This is a genomic window from Bradyrhizobium sp. ISRA442, from assembly GCF_038085055.1.
Classification (GTDB): domain Bacteria; phylum Pseudomonadota; class Alphaproteobacteria; order Rhizobiales; family Xanthobacteraceae; genus Bradyrhizobium.
This window is the reverse complement of sequence record NZ_JALGCN010000011.1, coordinates 228614-245306: the sequence shown is the minus strand read 5'-3', so window position 1 is coordinate 245306 and position 16693 is coordinate 228614. Positions and strand designations below refer to the sequence as shown.

General features: G+C 65.8%; 16 protein-coding genes. 4 read left to right on the top strand and 12 right to left on the bottom strand.

All coding sequences use genetic code 11. The annotated features are described in order from the left end of the window. Positions 1-43 precede the first annotated feature (43 nt). The 3 genes from MTR72_RS23820 to MTR72_RS23810 all read right to left on the bottom strand — a co-directional run bounded on the left by MTR72_RS23820 (position 44) and on the right by MTR72_RS23810 (position 3377). The gene (locus MTR72_RS23820; protein ID WP_341511173.1) at positions 44-901 is read right to left on the bottom strand and encodes a fumarylacetoacetate hydrolase family protein; all 858 of its coding nucleotides are present in this window, start codon (positions 899-901) and stop codon (positions 44-46) included. Continuing rightward, complete coding sequence (gene mhpA, locus MTR72_RS23815) at positions 898-2436, bottom strand: bifunctional 3-(3-hydroxy-phenyl)propionate/3-hydroxycinnamic acid hydroxylase MhpA (protein WP_341511172.1); 1539 nt, start codon at positions 2434-2436, stop codon at positions 898-900. The genes MTR72_RS23820 and mhpA overlap by 4 nt, the downstream gene beginning before the upstream one ends. Before the next feature lie 149 nt (positions 2437-2585). Beyond that, positions 2586-3377 (bottom strand): DNA-binding transcriptional regulator, encoded by a 792-nt coding sequence (locus MTR72_RS23810; protein WP_341511171.1) that lies wholly within the window; start codon positions 3375-3377, stop codon positions 2586-2588. Positions 3378-3525: 148 nt separating this feature from the next. On the opposite strand from MTR72_RS23810, the gene MTR72_RS23805 reads away from it, so the two are divergent. Further along, entirely contained in the window at positions 3526-4509 is a 984-nt protein-coding gene (locus tag MTR72_RS23805) for a VOC family protein (protein WP_341511170.1), read from the top strand. A gap of 20 nt (positions 4510-4529) precedes the next feature. On the opposite strand, the gene MTR72_RS23800 is transcribed toward MTR72_RS23805, so the two are convergent. Together MTR72_RS23800 and MTR72_RS23795 are read right to left on the bottom strand one after the other, a co-directional pair. After that, a complete protein-coding gene (locus tag MTR72_RS23800) occupies positions 4530-5192 on the bottom strand; it encodes a response regulator transcription factor (RefSeq protein ID WP_341511169.1) in 663 nt (220 codons plus the stop codon). Next, complete coding sequence (locus tag MTR72_RS23795) at positions 5189-6589, bottom strand: sensor histidine kinase (RefSeq protein WP_341511168.1); 1401 nt, start codon at positions 6587-6589, stop codon at positions 5189-5191. The genes MTR72_RS23800 and MTR72_RS23795 overlap by 4 nt, the downstream gene beginning before the upstream one ends. Before the next feature lie 179 nt (positions 6590-6768). On the opposite strand from MTR72_RS23795, the gene MTR72_RS23790 reads away from it, so the two are divergent. Further along, entirely contained in the window at positions 6769-7647 is an 879-nt protein-coding gene (locus MTR72_RS23790; protein WP_341511167.1) for a DUF3280 domain-containing protein, read from the top strand. A gap of 15 nt (positions 7648-7662) precedes the next feature. On the opposite strand, the gene MTR72_RS23785 is transcribed toward MTR72_RS23790, so the two are convergent. From MTR72_RS23785 to MTR72_RS23775, 3 genes are read right to left on the bottom strand one after another with little or no spacing between them, the layout of a single operon-like run. Continuing rightward, positions 7663-8694, bottom strand: coding sequence for an L-idonate 5-dehydrogenase (locus MTR72_RS23785; protein WP_341511166.1), 1032 nt, complete (start codon positions 8692-8694; stop codon positions 7663-7665). Between the two features lie 28 nt (positions 8695-8722). Beyond that, the gene (locus tag MTR72_RS23780; RefSeq protein WP_341511165.1) at positions 8723-9490 is read right to left on the bottom strand and encodes an SDR family oxidoreductase; all 768 of its coding nucleotides are present in this window, start codon (positions 9488-9490) and stop codon (positions 8723-8725) included. A gap of 11 nt (positions 9491-9501) precedes the next feature. Further along, positions 9502-10701 (bottom strand): mandelate racemase/muconate lactonizing enzyme family protein, encoded by a 1200-nt coding sequence (locus tag MTR72_RS23775; RefSeq protein WP_341511164.1) that lies wholly within the window; start codon positions 10699-10701, stop codon positions 9502-9504. 183 nt (positions 10702-10884) lie between these two features. Here MTR72_RS23775 and MTR72_RS23770 point away from each other — a divergent pair, with 183 nt between their 5' ends. Together MTR72_RS23770 and MTR72_RS23765 are read left to right on the top strand one after the other, a co-directional pair. Beyond that, positions 10885-11652, top strand: a complete 768-nt coding sequence (locus tag MTR72_RS23770; protein ID WP_341511163.1) for a GntR family transcriptional regulator — start codon at positions 10885-10887, stop codon at positions 11650-11652. A 25-nt stretch (positions 11653-11677) separates the two neighbouring features. After that, positions 11678-13042, top strand: coding sequence for an MFS transporter (locus MTR72_RS23765; protein ID WP_341511162.1), 1365 nt, complete (start codon positions 11678-11680; stop codon positions 13040-13042). A gap of 92 nt (positions 13043-13134) precedes the next feature. Here MTR72_RS23765 and MTR72_RS23760 read toward each other — a convergent pair whose 3' ends face one another. The 4 genes from MTR72_RS23760 to MTR72_RS23745 all read right to left on the bottom strand — a co-directional run bounded on the left by MTR72_RS23760 (position 13135) and on the right by MTR72_RS23745 (position 16690). Beyond that, a complete protein-coding gene (locus MTR72_RS23760; protein WP_280970391.1) occupies positions 13135-13365 on the bottom strand; it encodes a hypothetical protein in 231 nt (76 codons plus the stop codon). 113 nt (positions 13366-13478) lie between these two features. Further along, on the bottom strand, positions 13479-14738 hold the full coding sequence (locus tag MTR72_RS23755; protein WP_341511161.1) for an arsenic transporter: 1260 nt from the start codon (positions 14736-14738) through the stop codon (positions 13479-13481). Positions 14739-14758: 20 nt separating this feature from the next. Then, the gene (locus tag MTR72_RS23750; protein WP_341511160.1) at positions 14759-16027 is read right to left on the bottom strand and encodes an MFS transporter; all 1269 of its coding nucleotides are present in this window, start codon (positions 16025-16027) and stop codon (positions 14759-14761) included. Positions 16028-16078: 51 nt separating this feature from the next. Continuing rightward, a complete protein-coding gene (locus MTR72_RS23745; protein ID WP_341511159.1) occupies positions 16079-16690 on the bottom strand; it encodes a hypothetical protein in 612 nt (203 codons plus the stop codon). Positions 16691-16693 lie beyond the last annotated feature (3 nt).

Here is a 16693-nt window from a genome sequence, read left to right as displayed (position 1 = left end):
CGTTTCCTGATTTTGTCGTCCGTTGATTGATCGGCGTCGGTGGTCAGGCCGTCTCGGCGATGACCCTGTTGCGCAAGATCCCGATGCCGGAGATCTCGACCTCGACGGTGTCGCCGGGGCGCATCCACAGCGGCGGCGTACGCTTGGCGCCAACGCCGCCCGGCGTGCCCGTGACGATGACGTCACCGGCGACGAGCGGGCAGATCGTCGAGATGTAGGCGATCAGCTCCGGTATCGCCGTGATCAGGAGATCGGTGGTGGTGTTCTGCACGACGATGCCATTGAGCCGCGTCTGCAAAGTGAGTTTTGATGGATCGGGGATTTCGTCCGTCGTCACCAGCCACGGGCCAAAGCTGCCGCTTTCTGCGAAGGCCTTGCCGGAGAGGAACTGGCTGGTGTGGCGCTGCCAGTCGCGGACGCTGCCTTCATTGTAGCAGGCATAGCCGGCGACGTGGTCGAGCGCGCGGCTTGCCGGGATGCGGCGGCCTTCCTTGCCGATGACGAGCGCGAGCTCGCCCTCATAGTCGAAATCGTTGCTGACATCAGGCTTCACGATGGGTTGGAGATGTCCGACCTGGCTGCAGGCGAAGCGGGCGAACAGCGCCGGCTTCTCGGTGACGCTGCGGCCGGTCTCGGCGACGTGGTCGCGATAGTTGAGGCCGACGCAGATGATCTTGCCGGGATCGGGGATGACGGGCGAGAAGGTGATCTTGTCGAGGGGATGATCGGGCGCTACCGACGCGGCGAGCTTTGCCGCGTCCGCAAGCCGGCCGGTTTCGAGCAGCCGGCGCAGCGTCGTGCAGCCGTCGGCGGCCATGCGCGCACCGAGATCGACGACGCCGTCGTCGTTGACGGCTCCGAAGGAGGTGCGGCCGTCGGCGATGAATGAGAGCAGTTTCATGGGATATCCTCGAGGGGTGTTGGTTCAGGCCGCGGATGGCACGTGGGAGGGATGATTGCGGCGACGAGCCGGTCGAGTTCAGCATCGTTGCGGGCGGCGCCGCGGACGTAGCGGTCGGGGCGAACGAGTGCGGCCGCGATGCCGTGCTCGTGGAGCCAGCCTCCCACGCCTTCGGCATCATCGCCGGTGAGAATCGCGATTCCCGCTTGCGACAGCCTGCTGCGAAGACGGGACGAGAGCGCAGCGGCGCTCTCGACCAGAACAAGGTGGGCGTAACCGATCCGATCGTCGCTACGACTGCCGTCGTTCAACGCGAACTGCGGCGCAAGCTGTCCGGCCAATGGTAGATCGCTGAGCGTGAGTCCGGGGCCGAGCAGAGGCTTTTTCACCTCGAGCTTCACTGGCGCGTTCTCGCGCGCTTCGCCGGCGGCGAGGCCCGCTTCGATCGCCCTGGTGTTGATGACGCCGCCGAGGCGAATGGCAAGCTCTATGAACTCGCGCACGTGAGGCAGGCGCTCGCTTTGATAAGTGTCGAGCAAATCGGCCCGGGCGCGGCCACGCAGGATGGCACCGAGCTTCCACGCAAGGTTCGCGGCATCGCGGATACCGGCGCACATGCCTTGTCCGAGGAACGGCGGGGTCTGGTGCGCAGAGTCGCCAGCGAGCAAGAGCCGTCCGCTCCGCCATTGCTGCGCGATGGTGGAGTGAAAGGTGTAGACCGCGGCACGCTCGATCTCGGCGTCCCCGGGTGCGATCCAGCGCGACAAGAGCTTCCAGACCATTGCCGGCTGTGCGACCTCTTGGGAGTCTTCGTCGGGACGGACCGTGATCTCCCAGCGCCGTCGTGTACCGGTGCCGCGGACATAGGTTGCGGGACGGCGCGGATCGCAATGCTGGATGCTGTAGTCGCCGAGGTCGTCGCGGTTGCGCTTGAGCAGGACGTCGACTACGAGCCAGCGCTCGTGAAAGCCGAGATCATCCATGCCGGACCCGATGAAGCGGCGCACCAGCGAGCGCGCGCCGTCGCAGCCGACGACGTAGCCGGCGCGGATTTCGCTGAGCTTGCCGTTGGAGAGATCTTCATAGCGGACGCGTACGCCGCGTTCGTCCTGATCCAGCGCGAACACGTCGCAGCGGTTACGCAAGGTGACGTGCGGCCAGCGGTTCAGGCCGCCGATCAGCGCGTCCTCTAGGTCAGGCTGGTGGAAACGGTAGCTGAGATTCCAGCCCATCGGCGTCGGCGTTTGCGGACGCGACCAGTCCAGAAGCATCCGGCCGTCGGCGTCGAGGAAGCGCATGCCGGGGCTGAGGATAACATGCGGCAGGATGGCGTCGGCGAGGCCGATGGTCTGGAACACGCGCATGCATTCGTCGTCGAAATGCACCGCGCGCGGCAAATGGTAAGTCCGCGCCTCGCGCTCCAGCACCAGCGTCCGCACGCCGCAGAGGCCGAGCAGGTTGGCGAGCGTCGCGCCGACCGGGCCGCGGCCGACGATCACGACGTCGAAGTGTTCGGGGGCGGATCTATCTTGCATGGGGCTATCTCTTCCCCAAGTTATGCCCCCGCTTCAACGCCACCGCGCCAAGTGTCCGCCCTGCGGACGGATGCTAGCACTCGTCAAGCCTGGCATGACGGTGCGGAGGAGTCAGCGCGAGAGCGACGACATATGGCTTTGGGTGAGGTCTAAACCCCGACCGGAATCGCGGACGCCGTCTCCTGTAGCTGCGTCGCGAACTGCGCGATCGCCTCGTCGATCCCGAGCGCCGAGCGGATCCAGATGATGGAGATGCAGCCAAACACCGCGCCGCTGCGGACGATGGGAACGGCGATCGAGGCGGTCTTGGGATTGTATTCGCCTTCGCTGCGGATGGCGTAGCCGCGTGCCCGGGTCTCGGCGATCATGCGGTCGAAGCGAGCGGATTCGAGGAAGGGGCGGTCGTCGACCTCGTCGATCCGGCGCAGATGGTTGACGATCAGGTCGCGCTCGCGCGCGGGGCAGGCGGCGAGATAGGCGCGCCCCGCAGAGGTGCGCAACATCGGCAGGCGCTTGCCGATCATGCCGCGATCGATCGAGAGCGGGCTGCGGGAATGGGTGGTCTCCTGCACCACCATCGCCGCGTTCTCGTAGGTGGAGAGGTCGACTGGCCAGACCAGGGCCTTGCTGAGCTCGGCGAGAAAAGGCGCCGCCGCCTGGCAGATCACCACGCCGGGGTCGTAGCCGTCGCCGAGGCTGAGGGCGCGGCGGGTGACGCGAAAGCGGTCGTCGCTGGCGCTACGCGCGACGTAGCCGAGCTCCTCCAGCGTTTCGAGCAAGCGGTAGACGGTGGGGCGAGGCAGGTCGAGGGCGCGCGCGACGTCGCCGGCGCGGATGCCGCCGGAGCGGTTGACCTCGTGCAGCACGTCCAGTCCGCGCTTGAAGGCGCGGACGCCCTCCGACTGCCGTGGCCGGTCCGCCCGCGTCCGCTCCTTGGACACTTCGAATTTCCTCCCTTGTGCCGCTTCGTCCCGCGACTATCGTCCTCGCGAACGCGAAGCGATTGCCGGGATGCCACCGTAGGATCGCGCGCGGCCGGTATCAAGTTCGACGCAGTGCGGCGAACGCGAGACGATCGGGAGGACGTCGATGGAAATCACCGCGCTCGGCTATATCGGGATCAGTTCATCGGAGCTCGACCAGTGGAGCCGAATGGCGACCGGCTTGCTCGGCATGCAGCAGATCGACCGCGGCGGCAAGATGCGCGCCTTCCGCATGGACGATCGCAAGCAGCGGCTGATCGTCGATGGTAGCAGCGATGCTGGCCTGGCGATGATGGGCTGGGAGGTTCCGTCCACCGCCGAACTCGACCGGCTCGCCGACCGCCTCGAAAGGCACGCCGTGAAGGTGACGCGCGGGTCGCGCGCGCTCGCGGACGAGCGGCACGTGACCGAGCTGATTGCATTCGCGGATCCCGCCGGCAACCGGCTCGAAGCGTTCTGCAAGCCCGAGCTTGCGACCGAGCCGTTCAAGCCAGGCCGGCCGATCTCGGGCTTCCGCACCGGCGCGCTCGGCATGGGACACGTCGTGCTCAACGTGGAGGACGTCGAGCCGCTGTTGCCGTTCTATCGCGACGTGCTCGGCTTTCACGTCTCCGACTTCGGGCTGAAGCCCTATCGGCTCTACTTCTTCCACGTCAACGGCCGCCACCACAGCTTTGCGATGGTGGGTTCGGGGCGGAAGGCGCTGCACCATTTCATGGTCGAGCTCGGCAGCCTCGACGATGTCGGGCAGGGCTATGATCTCGCGCAGATGGACGAGGGCCGCGTCGCCTACACGCTGGGGCGGCACACCAACGACCACATGACCTCGTTCTACGTCAACACGCCATCAGGTTTCTTCATCGAATATGGCTGGGGCGGGCGGGTCATCGATCCCGAGACCTGGCAGCCGCACGAGACCTTCGACGGCCCATCGCTGTGGGGCCACGAGCGGCTGTACATGCCCGAAGAACAGCGCAAGCGCCTGCGCGACATGCGATTGGATGCGGCCGCGCGCGGGGTCCGCGTGCCAGACCCAAGCGTGCCGCCGTTGAACTGCGCGTGGCTCGACTCGGTGATCTCCCGCGAATGATCCGACGCCGCTCGCGGCGCTCAGGCTTCGCCCAGGTCGGCCTGCGTCAGCAGGCCCTGGCGCAGGGCCAGCCGGACCAGCTCGATGTCGGAGGCGACGCCGAGCTTGTCCTTGATCAGGGAGTGCAGGTTCGCCACCGTCTTCGGGCTGACGTGGAGCGTTTCGGCGATCTCCTGCGTGCTCCGTTCGGCGAGCAGCAAGCGCAGCACCTCGAACTCGCGCGCGGTGAGGACGTCGGCGGCGGAGCTCTCGCCGGCAAGCCGGCTCAGCGCCAGCTCGTGGTCGATGTCGGGGCTGATGGCGATCTTGCCGGCGAGAATGTCGGTCACGGCACGCACCAGCGTCTCGGGCGGACTGGTCTTGGTGACATAGCCCCTAGCGCCGGCGCGGATCGCCTGCACGGCAAAACCTGCGTTCTGGTGCATGGTGAAGACGAGGATGCGCGCGCCCTTGTCCCATTGCCTGATCCGCCTGATCGCTTCGATCCCGCCGATGCCGGGCATGCTCAGATCCATGATCACGAGATCCGGTTTTGCCGATTTGAACAGGCGGTACGCCTCCGCCCCGTCGGAGGCCTCGGCCACGACGCGGAAGCCCGGCTGCTTCTGCAACACCGAGCGATAGCCTTCGCGAACGACGGCATGATCGTCGACCAGCATGATGGCGCAGCCGGCTCCGTTCATGCGGCGCGCTCTATGATGATGGAATCGACCGGTGCGGGGATTACGACGCGCAGCGTCGCGCCGCAAGTCCCGCCCGTGTCGAAGCTGAGCTCGCCGCCGAGCGCGGCGACGCGCTCGCGCATTCCGAGCAGGCCCATGCCGGATTTGACTGCGGCATCGCCGGGGCGGCCATCGTCAGTGATGCAAAGTGCGATGACACGATCTTCATTCTCCGCAGCCCCGCGTGCGGCTAGTTCGAGGCTGACGCGCGTGGCGCCGGCATGCTTTGCCGCATTGGTGAGCGCTTCCTGTACGATACGGTAGAGCCCGGCACCGACGGCGGCGGGCAGGTTCTCGAACGCGCCGTCGAAGCGGACGTCGAACTTTGGCCGGCCGCGGCTGCGCCCGTTCCAGCCGGCGACCAGGCCCTCGAGGCTGGCGACGAGGCCGAGCTCGTCGACATCGGGCGGACGCAGTCTGAACAGCGCGCCGCGCAACGTCTCCATCATGTCCGTTGCGGTGCGTGCGATACCGTCGCATTCGGCAAGCAGGGCCGGGCAGTCTTCCGCGGCGGTCTGACGCGCCGATGCGGCGAGGGCGCGGATCGCAGCGAGCGATTGCCCGAATTCGTCGTGCAATTCGCGCGCAAGATGACGGCGCTCCTCGTCCTGGAGGGCAATCAGCTTGCGCGTCAGCTCGCTGCGTTCCGCGAGTGTGGTGGCGAGAGTCTCGGCCAGATGGTTGAACACCTCGCGAATGGCCGACAGCTCCGCCAGATCGAACGGCGGCAGCCGTGCCGTCAGGTCGTTGGCGGTGATCCGTTCGAGGCCGGCGCGAACCACCTGTGTCGGACGCAACGCGCGGGCCAACGCCGCATAGACGAGGGCACAGAGCAGCGGCAGCGCGATCGCGAGCGCGGTCGTCAGCCGGCCCGCCTCATGCCAGGCTTGCGCCGTGAGCACGGCCGGATCGATCCATGCGACGGCTTCGCCGATCTTCATCCCGCGCGCCTCGACCGTGCGGACGGCCTCGCGGCCCGGATCGAACAGGCTGCGATAGAAGGCGGCGAAGACCCGTGGCGGTTCACCGCCTGCATTGGGTGCACCGCCGCAGAAGCGCTGTACGACATCGCCGTTGCTGCCGCGAAAGGCGAGACAGAGGCCGGGCGCCATCACGGAGGCGGCGACATTGTCCAGGTTCGGAAATTCGGAGCGCGGGTTGTTGACCCATTGGATCTTGTTGCGCTGGAGCTCCAGCGTCTTCGCGGCGAGAGCCGCGATCGCATCGATCCTAGCGTGCACCGAACGGTCGGCCTCGACGAGGAAGTAGGCCGCGATCGCCGCGAAGCAGAGCGCGGAGATCGCCGCCACGCGGAGCGTCAGGCGGAGTTTTAGGTCGGGCTTGGAGCGGTTCCACATCGGCGGACACCCTGACTGGTCTTCGGCCATTTAACGGCAGAACGGAACCGCCGGAAAGCGGCGCTGACGATCCGGGACGACGTCGTGAAATTTTCCCGGGCCTTGCCGGGACCTAGATGGCTGCGGGGGCGGGGGCTGCCGGCCTAGGGTCAAGGCCCGTCCATCCCGCGAGGCCGCCCATGCGTCGATCCCTGCCTGTGTTCGTTTCAATTCTCCTGCTCGTTCTGCGGACCGCTGCTGCGTCCGCCGCTGGGCTTGGTGGCGTTGCCATCGATGATTTCAGCTATCTGGACACGTCGGGCGAGCCCGCCAACCAGACCGCCGCTCACGAGAAGCGGCTGGCCGCGTTCATGGCCGCGCTGCGACGGGACATCGCCGCCGGCGAGCGCTACCGGCTTGTTCCGACCGCGCAGGACGGGGCAGCGTTCAAGGTCATCGGCGGCATCCAGAAGACGAGCACGTTGGTGCAATGGGCAAAGGTCGCGGTGATCGACGTCGCTGCCCGCAAGGTCGTGATGGACAAGCTCTACACCTTTCGCGGCGACAATGACGAGGCGTGGGAGCACGCCGAGCGCTTCGTCGCGCGCGAGATCCTGGCGGCGCTCGCCGCACCGGCGCCGATCGCACTTGCGGTGTTCGAGTTCGAACTCGACGACAACACGGCTGCACCCGCGGTGGGCCTCGCGGCCACAGATAGCTCCTATCTGACCGAGGTGACGACTGCGGTGCGCGAAGCGCTCGGGCAATCGGGCCGCTATCGCATCGTCGACGTCAGCGGCGTGCGCGAGGACGCCGTGAGATCCCGCGCCTTGCGCGACTGCAACGGCTGCGATGCCGCCATCGCGGCAAAGCTCGGCGCAGATCAATCGCTGATCGGCGTGGTGCGGCGGGTCAGCCGCACCGAATATACGATCGGCTTCCAGGTGCGGGATGCCCGGACTGGCGCCGTGGTGTCGCGCGGCGACAGCGGGCTGCGCATGGGCGCCGACTATTCCTGGAAGCGCGGCGCCGTCCGGCTGGTCGGCGATCGGCTCATCGAAGGCGCCGCGCAGCCCTGAGGCTCGCGGCTGGCCTCAGAACGTCAACTGCACCTTCATCGATTGCGAGCGGTCGCTGGCGAGCTCGAACGCCGCGACCGCATTCTCGAACGGCATGGCGGCGGTGATCAACGGCTTCACGTCGATCAGGCCTTCGCCCATCAGCCGCACCGCGAGCTCGAATTCGGGATCGAAGCGGAAGGTGCCGCGGAGCTGCAATTCCTTGGCGACGATGGTGTTGATCGGAAGCGTCATCTCGCCGCCGAGGCCGAGCTGCACGAGACTGGCGCCCGGCTGCAGCAGGTCGAGCGCAGTGCGCAGCGCGGCCTGGTTGCCGGAGGCTTCGAACAGCGTGTCGAACACGCCCTTGCCGGCGCGCCAGGCATCGAGCGCCGCGGCATTGCTCGCGACGTTGATGGCGTGACTGGCGCCGAGCTTCTTGGCGACCGCTAGCGGCGCCTCGGCAACATCCGTCACCACGATCTCCGCGGCGCCGCCGAAGCGCGCAACCAAAATCATCAGCGCGCCGATCGGGCCACAGCCAGTGATCAGCACGCGCTTGCCGAGCAGCGGACCCGCCTGCTTGCCGGCATGCAGGCACACCGCGAGTGGCTCGGCGACCGCAGTTTCCGCCAGCGATAGCCTGTCGGCGATCGGCACCGCCTGCGTGGCATCGACGGTCAGGAATTCGCGAAAGCCGCCCTGCACATGCGGAAAGCGCATCGCGCTGCCGAGAAAGCGCATGTCGAGGCACTGGTTGCGCATGCCTTCCTGGCAATGCAGACATTGGCCGCACGGTTTGCTCGGGTTGACGGCAACGCGCGCGCCCGGCTTCACATGGCTGACGCCGTCACCGACCGCCGCGACAACGCCGGCGATCTCGTGGCCCAGCGCCATCGGCTGTTGGATGCGCACGGTGCCGAAGCCGCCATGATGATAGTAATGCAGGTCCGAGCCGCAGATGCCGCCATTTGCGATCTTGACGCGGACCTCGCCTGCACCCGGCGCCGCATCGGGATAGCTGTCGATCCGCAGGTCCTTCGGTGCGTGGATGACGACGGCGCGCATGGCTTGCTCCCTTGTTTCTCGCTCGCGATCACATCGCGGCGATCATGCCACCATCGACATAGATGATCTGGCCGTTGACGCAGGTGGAGGCATCTGAAGCCAGGAAAATCGCGGCCCCAACCAGCTCATCCGGCTTGCCCCAGCGCTTCGAAGGAATGCGGCCCATCAGCCAGTTGTTGAAGTCGGGATTGTTGACCAGAGCTTCGTTCATGTCGGTGAGCATGTAGCCGGGGCCGATCGCATTGGCCTGAATGCCGTGCTGGGCCCATTCCACCGCCATCGAGCGGGTGAGGTTCTTGATGCCGCCTTTGGCGGCGGTGTAGGGCGCGATGGTGGGGCGCGCCAGCTCGCTGCCGAGCGAGCCAATATTGATGATCTTGCCGTGCTTGCGCGGGATCATGCGCTTGGCTGCCTCGCGGCCGATGACGAAGGCGCTGGTGAGGTTGGTCTCGATCACCTTGCGCCATTCGTCGGTGGTAAATTCCACCAGCGGCTTGCGGTGCTGGATGCCGGCATTGTTGACGACGATGTCGACGGCAAGGCCCTTCTTGTCGAACGCATCGAAGGCGGCGACGATGGCCGCCTCATCGGTGACGTTGAAGGCCGCGCCCTCGGCCTGGTGCCCCGCGGCGCGAAATTCGCCGACGGCTTGCTCGACGCGCTTGGGATCGACGCCGTTGACGATGATCTTGGCGCCGGCCTTGGCCATGCCCTCGGCGATGGCGCGGCCGAGGCCACGGGAAGAGCCGGTCACGAGCGCGGTGCGGCCGGAAAGGTCGAAGAGGGAGGTGCTCATCTCGAAATTCCTCAGACGTTGGAGCGGCGCACGGTGAGATCGCTGCGGTCGAATACCGCGGGCAGGAGGTCGACGCCAAGGCCGGGTCCTTCCATCGGGAAGACGTAGCCGTCCTTGATCACCGGCATGGTGGTGACGAGCTCATTGTACCAGCCCTTGTAGAAGGCGCGCACCGATTCCTGGATCAGCGTGTTGGGCTGGCTGAAGGACATGTGGATGGCGGCGATGAAGCCCACCGGGCCGATGCAATCATGAGGAGCAAAAGGCCGGTGATAGGTTTCGGCCATGGCGGCGATCTTGCGGCCCTCGGTGAGGCCGCCGGTCCAGCACAGGTCCGCCATCACCACATGCATGGCGTCGCGGTCGAGCATGTCCTTGTAGGGGAAGCGCGACCCCAGCGTCTCGCTGGCGCAGACCCAGACATCGGTCGAGCGCGCATATTCGGCCAGCGCCTGCGGCGAGTTCATCCGGATCGGGTCTTCGTACCAGGTCGGCTTGTAGGGCTCGAGCGCGCGGGCGATCTGCTTGGCCGCAGGTAGATTCCACAGCGAGTGGAGCTCGACCATGATCTCCATCTTGTCGCCGACGGCTTTGCGGATCTTCTCGAACGGCTCGATCGCCTGCTTCATTTGCGCCGCGGTGATGAACAGGCCCTTGTTCTCCTGCGCTGCCGGATCGAACGGCCAGATCTTCATGGCGGAGATGCCGCTTTCGAGCAGGCTCTCGGCCAGCGCATCGGCGCGGGTCATGAAGGCGTCGAGATCCTCGTACGGTCCTTCGGACGCGCCGAGATTCCAGTTGGCGACCGGGCTGATATTGGTCGAGCGGACGTATTTGGTGCCGGCGCAGGTGTTGTAGATGCGCTGCTTGTCGCGGCAGAGACCGCCGAGCATCTGATGCACCGGCTGGCCACAGACCTTGCCGAACAGATCCCACAGCGCGATGTCGATCGCCGAAGCCGCGCGATATTCGACACCGGTCGAGGACTGCGCCATCGGCAGGTTGAGCATGTCGCGGTGGATCGCCTCGATGTGCAGCGGATTGCGGCCGAGCAGGCGGGCGGCAAAGGTGTCGTGGATCTGCGCTTCGACGGCGCCCGCGCCATAGAAGGTCTCGCCGAGACCGATCACGCCGGCGTCGGTGTGGATGCGTACCCAGATGACGTTGGAGAATTCCTCGGTGCGCATGGTTTCGATCGACGTGATCTTCACGGCAACAGTCCTCCCCACACGAACGCATTGCGCCCGTTTGTTGTTGATTTCCGCGCCGCATGAAGCGGCAGTCTCGGCGGGCAGTCTTACGCTTGCTTGTAATATATCACAACATGTTTTAAGAGGGCCAGAAACAAGGCGCCGCCCTGCAAGGACGACAATGCGGGCGGACGGGAGGACGACATGGCACGGCGCAAGCGCGCGCTCGAGGTGGTGAGATCAGACGACGACGGCGACGGCAGGCCCAGCCGCCGCAACCGCCTCAACTTCTTCGAGCTTGCGTATCAAAAGATCGAGGAACTGCTCGTCCATTGCGAGCTCAAGCCCGGCCAGTTCATGACGATGCTGGAGCTGCAGCAGATTACCGGCTTCGGCCGCACGCCGGTGCATCACGCCGTCAATCGCCTCTCCGCCGACACGCTGATCATTATCCGCCCGCGCCACGGGCTGCACATCGCCCCGATTGATCTGGCGCGCGAGCGCATGCTGCTTGGCCTGCGCCGCGACATGGAGCGCTTCGTGATCCGTCTTGCAGCCGACCGCGCCAGCCTCTCGCATCGCAACCAGGCCCTGCACATCGAGCGGCTGCTGCGCGAGCGGCGTGCGAGCCTCACTCTCGACGAATTCAACAGCATCGATCGCCGCATCGACGCGCTGGTGCTGGAGGCGGCCGGCGAGCCGTTCCTCGCCCACACGCTGCGGCCGCTGCATACGCTCTATCGCCGCATCGGCTTCATCCATCACCGCTTCATGCCGGGCCAGGCCGACCTGTCCGGTACGATCGATCATCATCTGGCCATTCTCAATGCGGTCGCCAGCCGCCGCGTCGATGATGCGGTGAAGGCCAGCGATGCACTGATCGACTACATGGACTTCATGTTCACGGGAATGGAGGCGGGGATCGACCCGCGACTGCTCGATTGCAGCATCGAGCCGCTACTGGGCACGTAACGAGTTTTCAGGAGGACCAGACAACATGTCAACGATGGCCATGCCACAACCGACCGCGAGCGAAGCCGCGGTCCGCTACCTCATCACCAACTACAGTCCGAAAGGCAACAAGGTTGGCTGGCTGATGATGGCTTCGATCCTGGTCGAGGCTTGGGATCTGTATTCGATCGCCTTCGTGCTGATCTTCATCCGCGAGCAGTACAATCCCGATCCGTTGATGCTGGGCCTTGCCGCCGCCGGCACGCAGGGCGGCGCGCTGATCGGCGCGCTGCTCGGAGGCTGGCTGTCCGACAAGATCGGCCGCCGTGTGATGTTCCTGGTGACGATGGTGATGTTCATCGTGCTGGCGCTCGCACAGGCCTTCGTGCCCAGCGTCGGCTGGCTCGTCGTGATCCGCTTCCTGCTCGGCATTCCCCTCGGCTCCGACATCTCGACCGGCTACACCTACATCATGGAATCCATGGCCAAGGGCGAGCGGGAGGTCATGGGCAACCGCTGGCAGTTCATGTTCGCGATCGGCGAAGTCCTAACCATCGGCGTCATCGTCATCTTCCTCCTGATCGATATGCAGCACGAGATGCTGTGGCGCGTGACGCTCGGTCTCGGTGCGGTGCCGGCGCTGATCATCCTGATCATGCGCCACGACGTGCCGGAGACGGCGGTGTGGCTGGTGCAGAAGGGACGCTTCCGCGAGGCCAAGCAGGTCGCGCGCGAGATGTTCAACGACAATCTCGACATGCTGCCGGATCAGGACGTGGAGGTGCCGAAGGTCTCTACCCGCGCGTTCCTCGCCGACCTCAAGAAGGATCCGATCCGCTGGCGCGCCACGATCTACGGCTGGATCGCCTGCTTTGCCCAGGGCAGCGAGTTCTCGACCTTCGCCTTCTACCTGCCAGTGCTGTTTGTCATGGTCGGCGTGTCGAGCGTGCTCGGCAACAACCTGGTGACGATGGGACTGTTCTGTCTTGCCGCGGTGTCGGGCTGGGTGGGTCCGCTGCTGACGCCGAAGATCGGCCATCGCGGCATCGCGATCGCCGGCTTCGGCATCGTGCTAGCCTCGCTCCTGGTCGCGGCCTTCGCGCTCTACACCGACAACAAGATGCTGCTGCCGTTCGCCGCGGCCGCGATGCTGTGGGGCCATTATTGGGACGCCTCGAACTGCATGACGATCCCGACCATGGTTGCGAAGCCAAAATATCGCGGCACCGCGAGCGGCTTTGCCTACATGTTCGTGAAGCTGCCGTCGTTCCTGGCGATCTTCCTGTTCCCGTCGCTGTTCGCGGCGATCGGACAGGCGAATGCCACGCTGTTCGTCGCGATCTTCCCGCTGATCGGATTGCTCGCCGCAATCTTCATCCTGCCGGAAGTCTACGGCTACGAGAACGACTGACCGTGCTCGCGGGCGGATTTGTCCGCCGGCATCGCAATAGTTGATCGCGGCGGTGTCGCCGCGATCAACCCGCTCGACGCGTCTTCGGCGCGTCAGGGGCTCATGAAGATCGGATCGATCGTAGCCGTATGACCGAGCAGGCCGATCGCTTCCAGCGCGGCGCTATGCTGGTCGATCGCCACGATGGCGAGCAGGAGCAGCAGCACCGCGGCCGTGAACGCGAGCAGAGCGTTGGCCTTCTCGGGCTGATGTTCGCCCGGGCGGGCCAAAGCCTGCATCTGGCGGCGCGGCGAGAAGTGCTTCGGCAATTCCTTATTCTGCATGATGGACCTCCTTGCCGCGCCGCATGAGCAGGCGCGACAAGCTGAATGATAGGTCCGTTCTTGCCGGCGATATTGATATGGCGCAAATAGCCGCGCTTAAGCCCAGTGTGCGGCTACCAGATTGCCGCAGCTAACGCCGCGATCAGGGCCGGCGGCGTCACGAGCAGGCCCAGCTTGAGGAATGGCCAGGCGCCGACCTCGATCTTTTCCCGCCGCAGCGCCACCAGCCAGAGGATGGTGGCGAGCGATCCGGTGATCGAAAAGTTCGGCCCGAGATCGACGCCGATCAGGATGGCGCTGACGACGGAGGCCGGCAGATGGTCGCTGGCGACGATCGATCCCGCCACGAGACCGACCGGCAGGTTGTTGGCGATATTGTCGGCGATCGCGGTTGCGATCCCGACGCTCCAGGCAGCTTTCGGCACCGACTGCGCGACGGCCTCGTGCAGCAATGCGGACAGATGGCCGATCACGCCGGTCTTCACCAACGCTTCCACCATGACGAAGAGGCCGCCGACCAGCGGCAGCACGCTCCATGACACGTGCTTCAGCACCGGCAGCGGCGACTGGCGGTTGAGCATGAGAACGAGGCCGGTCGTCACCACGCCGCAGACGAAGGTCGGGAGGCCTAGCTGCTTGTCGAGTGCCGAGGCCGTCAGCAGCACGGCGCCGATCGCAGCAATACCGACAGCCGTCAGCTTGCCGCCGCGGCTGAGCTTCCGGTGCGGCACACGGTGCTCGATGGTCTCCTCCTTCAGCGCCCGATGCTGGGTAAGGCGCAGGACGATGTAGGTCAGCACGATCGAGGCGAGCGAGGGCAGCGCGAACAGGCGCAGCCATTCGGTGAGGTGCGGCATGCGGGAGGCGAACACCACGAGATTGGCCGGGTTCGAGATCGGCAGCACGAAGCTCGCGGCATTGGCGATGAAGGCGCAGACGAAGAGGTAGGGCAGCGGCTTTGCGCCGGCCGCGCGCGTCGCGGCATAGACGGCGGGCGTCAGCACGATCGCAGTGGCATCGTTGGAGAGCAGCACCGTCACCAGCGTACCGACGAGATAGATCAGCAGGAACAGCCGCTGCGGCGAGCCGCCGGCATATTCCACGGCAAGCGCAGCGAGATAATCAAACAGGCCTTCGAGCCGCGCCAGCTCGGCGATCAGCATCATCCCGATCAGAAAGAGGTAGACGTCGATACCCTTCGCGATACCGGTGAGCGCGTCGTCCCACGACAGGAAGCCGAACAGCACCAGGCTCCCAGCACCGGCCAGTGCCCAGACCGCCTCCGGCAGGCGAAAGGGGCGGATGATCACGCCTGCGGTCGCCGGCAGGATGATGCTCCAGGCCCAAAGATTGTCGTGCGGCGCGAGTGGCAATGTCGGTCCTCGTTCGATGGCTATTCGGCTGCAATGGTCGAAGCGGGCAGCACCGTCGTCCCCCGTTGCGGTGGTGCTGTATGGGCGATTTGGCGCGTCTCGGGAAGGGCAAAGACGCAGACGACGGCGCCGATCGCGGCGATTGCACCAAGCGTGAGGAATGCTGCGCTATAGCCCGCGCCGACCACGACCAGGCCGGCCAGTGTGGTCGACAGGGCTGCACCCAAGCTTTGCGCCGTGATCACCGCGCCCTGGGCGACGTTGAAGCGACCGGTGTTGCGCATGAGGTCGGCGACGATCACGGGAAAGATCGCGCCAAAAATGCCGGCGCCGACACCATCGAGGAGCTGTACGCCGACCAACCAGTACGGATTGTCGGAGAGCGTGTAGAGTGCGCCGCGGATGGGCAGGATCAAGAGCGCGGCGAGGAAGAAGTGCTTGTGGCCCCAGCGGTCGGCACAGGCGCCGACCAGCATCGCGAACGGCACCATCACCACCTGCGCCGCGACGATGCAGGCCGACATCAGGCTGGTGCCCATGTTCTTGTCCTGAAGAGCGAGTTTTTGCCCGACCAGCGGCAGCATCGCCGCGTTGGAGAGGTGAAACAGCACGACGCAGATCGCGAAGACGAGCAGGGGACGGCAGGTGAGGAGCACGCTGAAGCCCGACGGCTGCTCGCCTGCGCGACCGTCAGCCAAACCGCGGGCGAGGTCATGGTCGATGGCACGTTCGGGGATGAGCATGATACTGACGAGACTTGCCAGCGACATGAAGGCGAGCAGGTAGAACACGATGGTTGGACCGAATTGGTAGGCCCCGATGCCCGCAATCGCCGCAGCCGCGGCATTGCCCGCGTGGTTGAACGTCTCGTTGCGTCCGATCCGTGCGGTGAAGGCGCGATGGCCAGCCGTGCCGAGCGATACGGCGGCAAGCGCCGGCGGAAAAATCACGCCGGCGGCATGCGCAATACTTTGCGAGATGGCGACCGGCACGAAGCGCGGGAAGAGCGGCAGCGTCAGTGAGGCGACCGTCACCAGAGTGGCTGCGGCAGCCATCGCCAGGCGCTTGGCCCTGGTCGCATCGATCAGCGCGCCCGCCGGCGTCTGCGCGACAATTCCGGCGATCGCAGCGATCGACATCACAAGGCCGATCCGGGCTTCGTTCCATCGTTGCTCCGTGAGGAGATAGACCGCAAGATAGGGGCCGAGGCCATCGCGGACATCGGCGAGGAAGAAGTTGGCCGCATCCAGCGCGCGGCTGGCGCGTCTGCGATCTGCAGGTGTGGACACGATAGCCTCCAGACCAATGCGGTGCGTTTCGTCCTCGCCGTGAGCGCCCGCCTAGGCCGCACGGACCTCGGCGTGGGATTTGGTCTTGTCTTTGGGTTTGGGCGTCTTGACCGGCTTCAGTGCGTGCGGGCCGGGTCCGATCTCCAGCACATGGATCACCCGACCGTGCTGCGTCTCGGCTCCGTCACCGCGCGCGGCGACCTTTGCACCCGGCGCGAGCAGGGTCGCGACGCTCTCGGCCTCCTTGGGCCCGATGCGAAGAACGACGCCATCGGAAAGCAGTGCGCCGCGAAGCTCGCCCCTTGGGCCGAACAGAGACATCCGTACATTGCCTTCGGCGGCCATCGGCTGATGCTTGAGCTTTGGATGTTTGCGGTCGGGCACCGGGCCCTCATCGATGATCTGTCGCCCATCGGATGAGGTGATGGCGACGGCGGCGACGAGGTCGGCCCCGCGTGGCCGCACACCCCGAACGCGGACCGCGTCGCCGGCGGAGAGGTGGCGGGTCAGTTCGCTCTCCAGGTGCGGTGGCGTGTGAACCAGGATTGCAGTCCGCCCGTCAGGCTTCATGACGAAGCCATCGACCTCACCATGGGGATTGAGAATGAAGCGCTCGAAGGTGCCTTCGACTTCGGGCAGGCAGTCAGGATCGATCCAATGCATTGG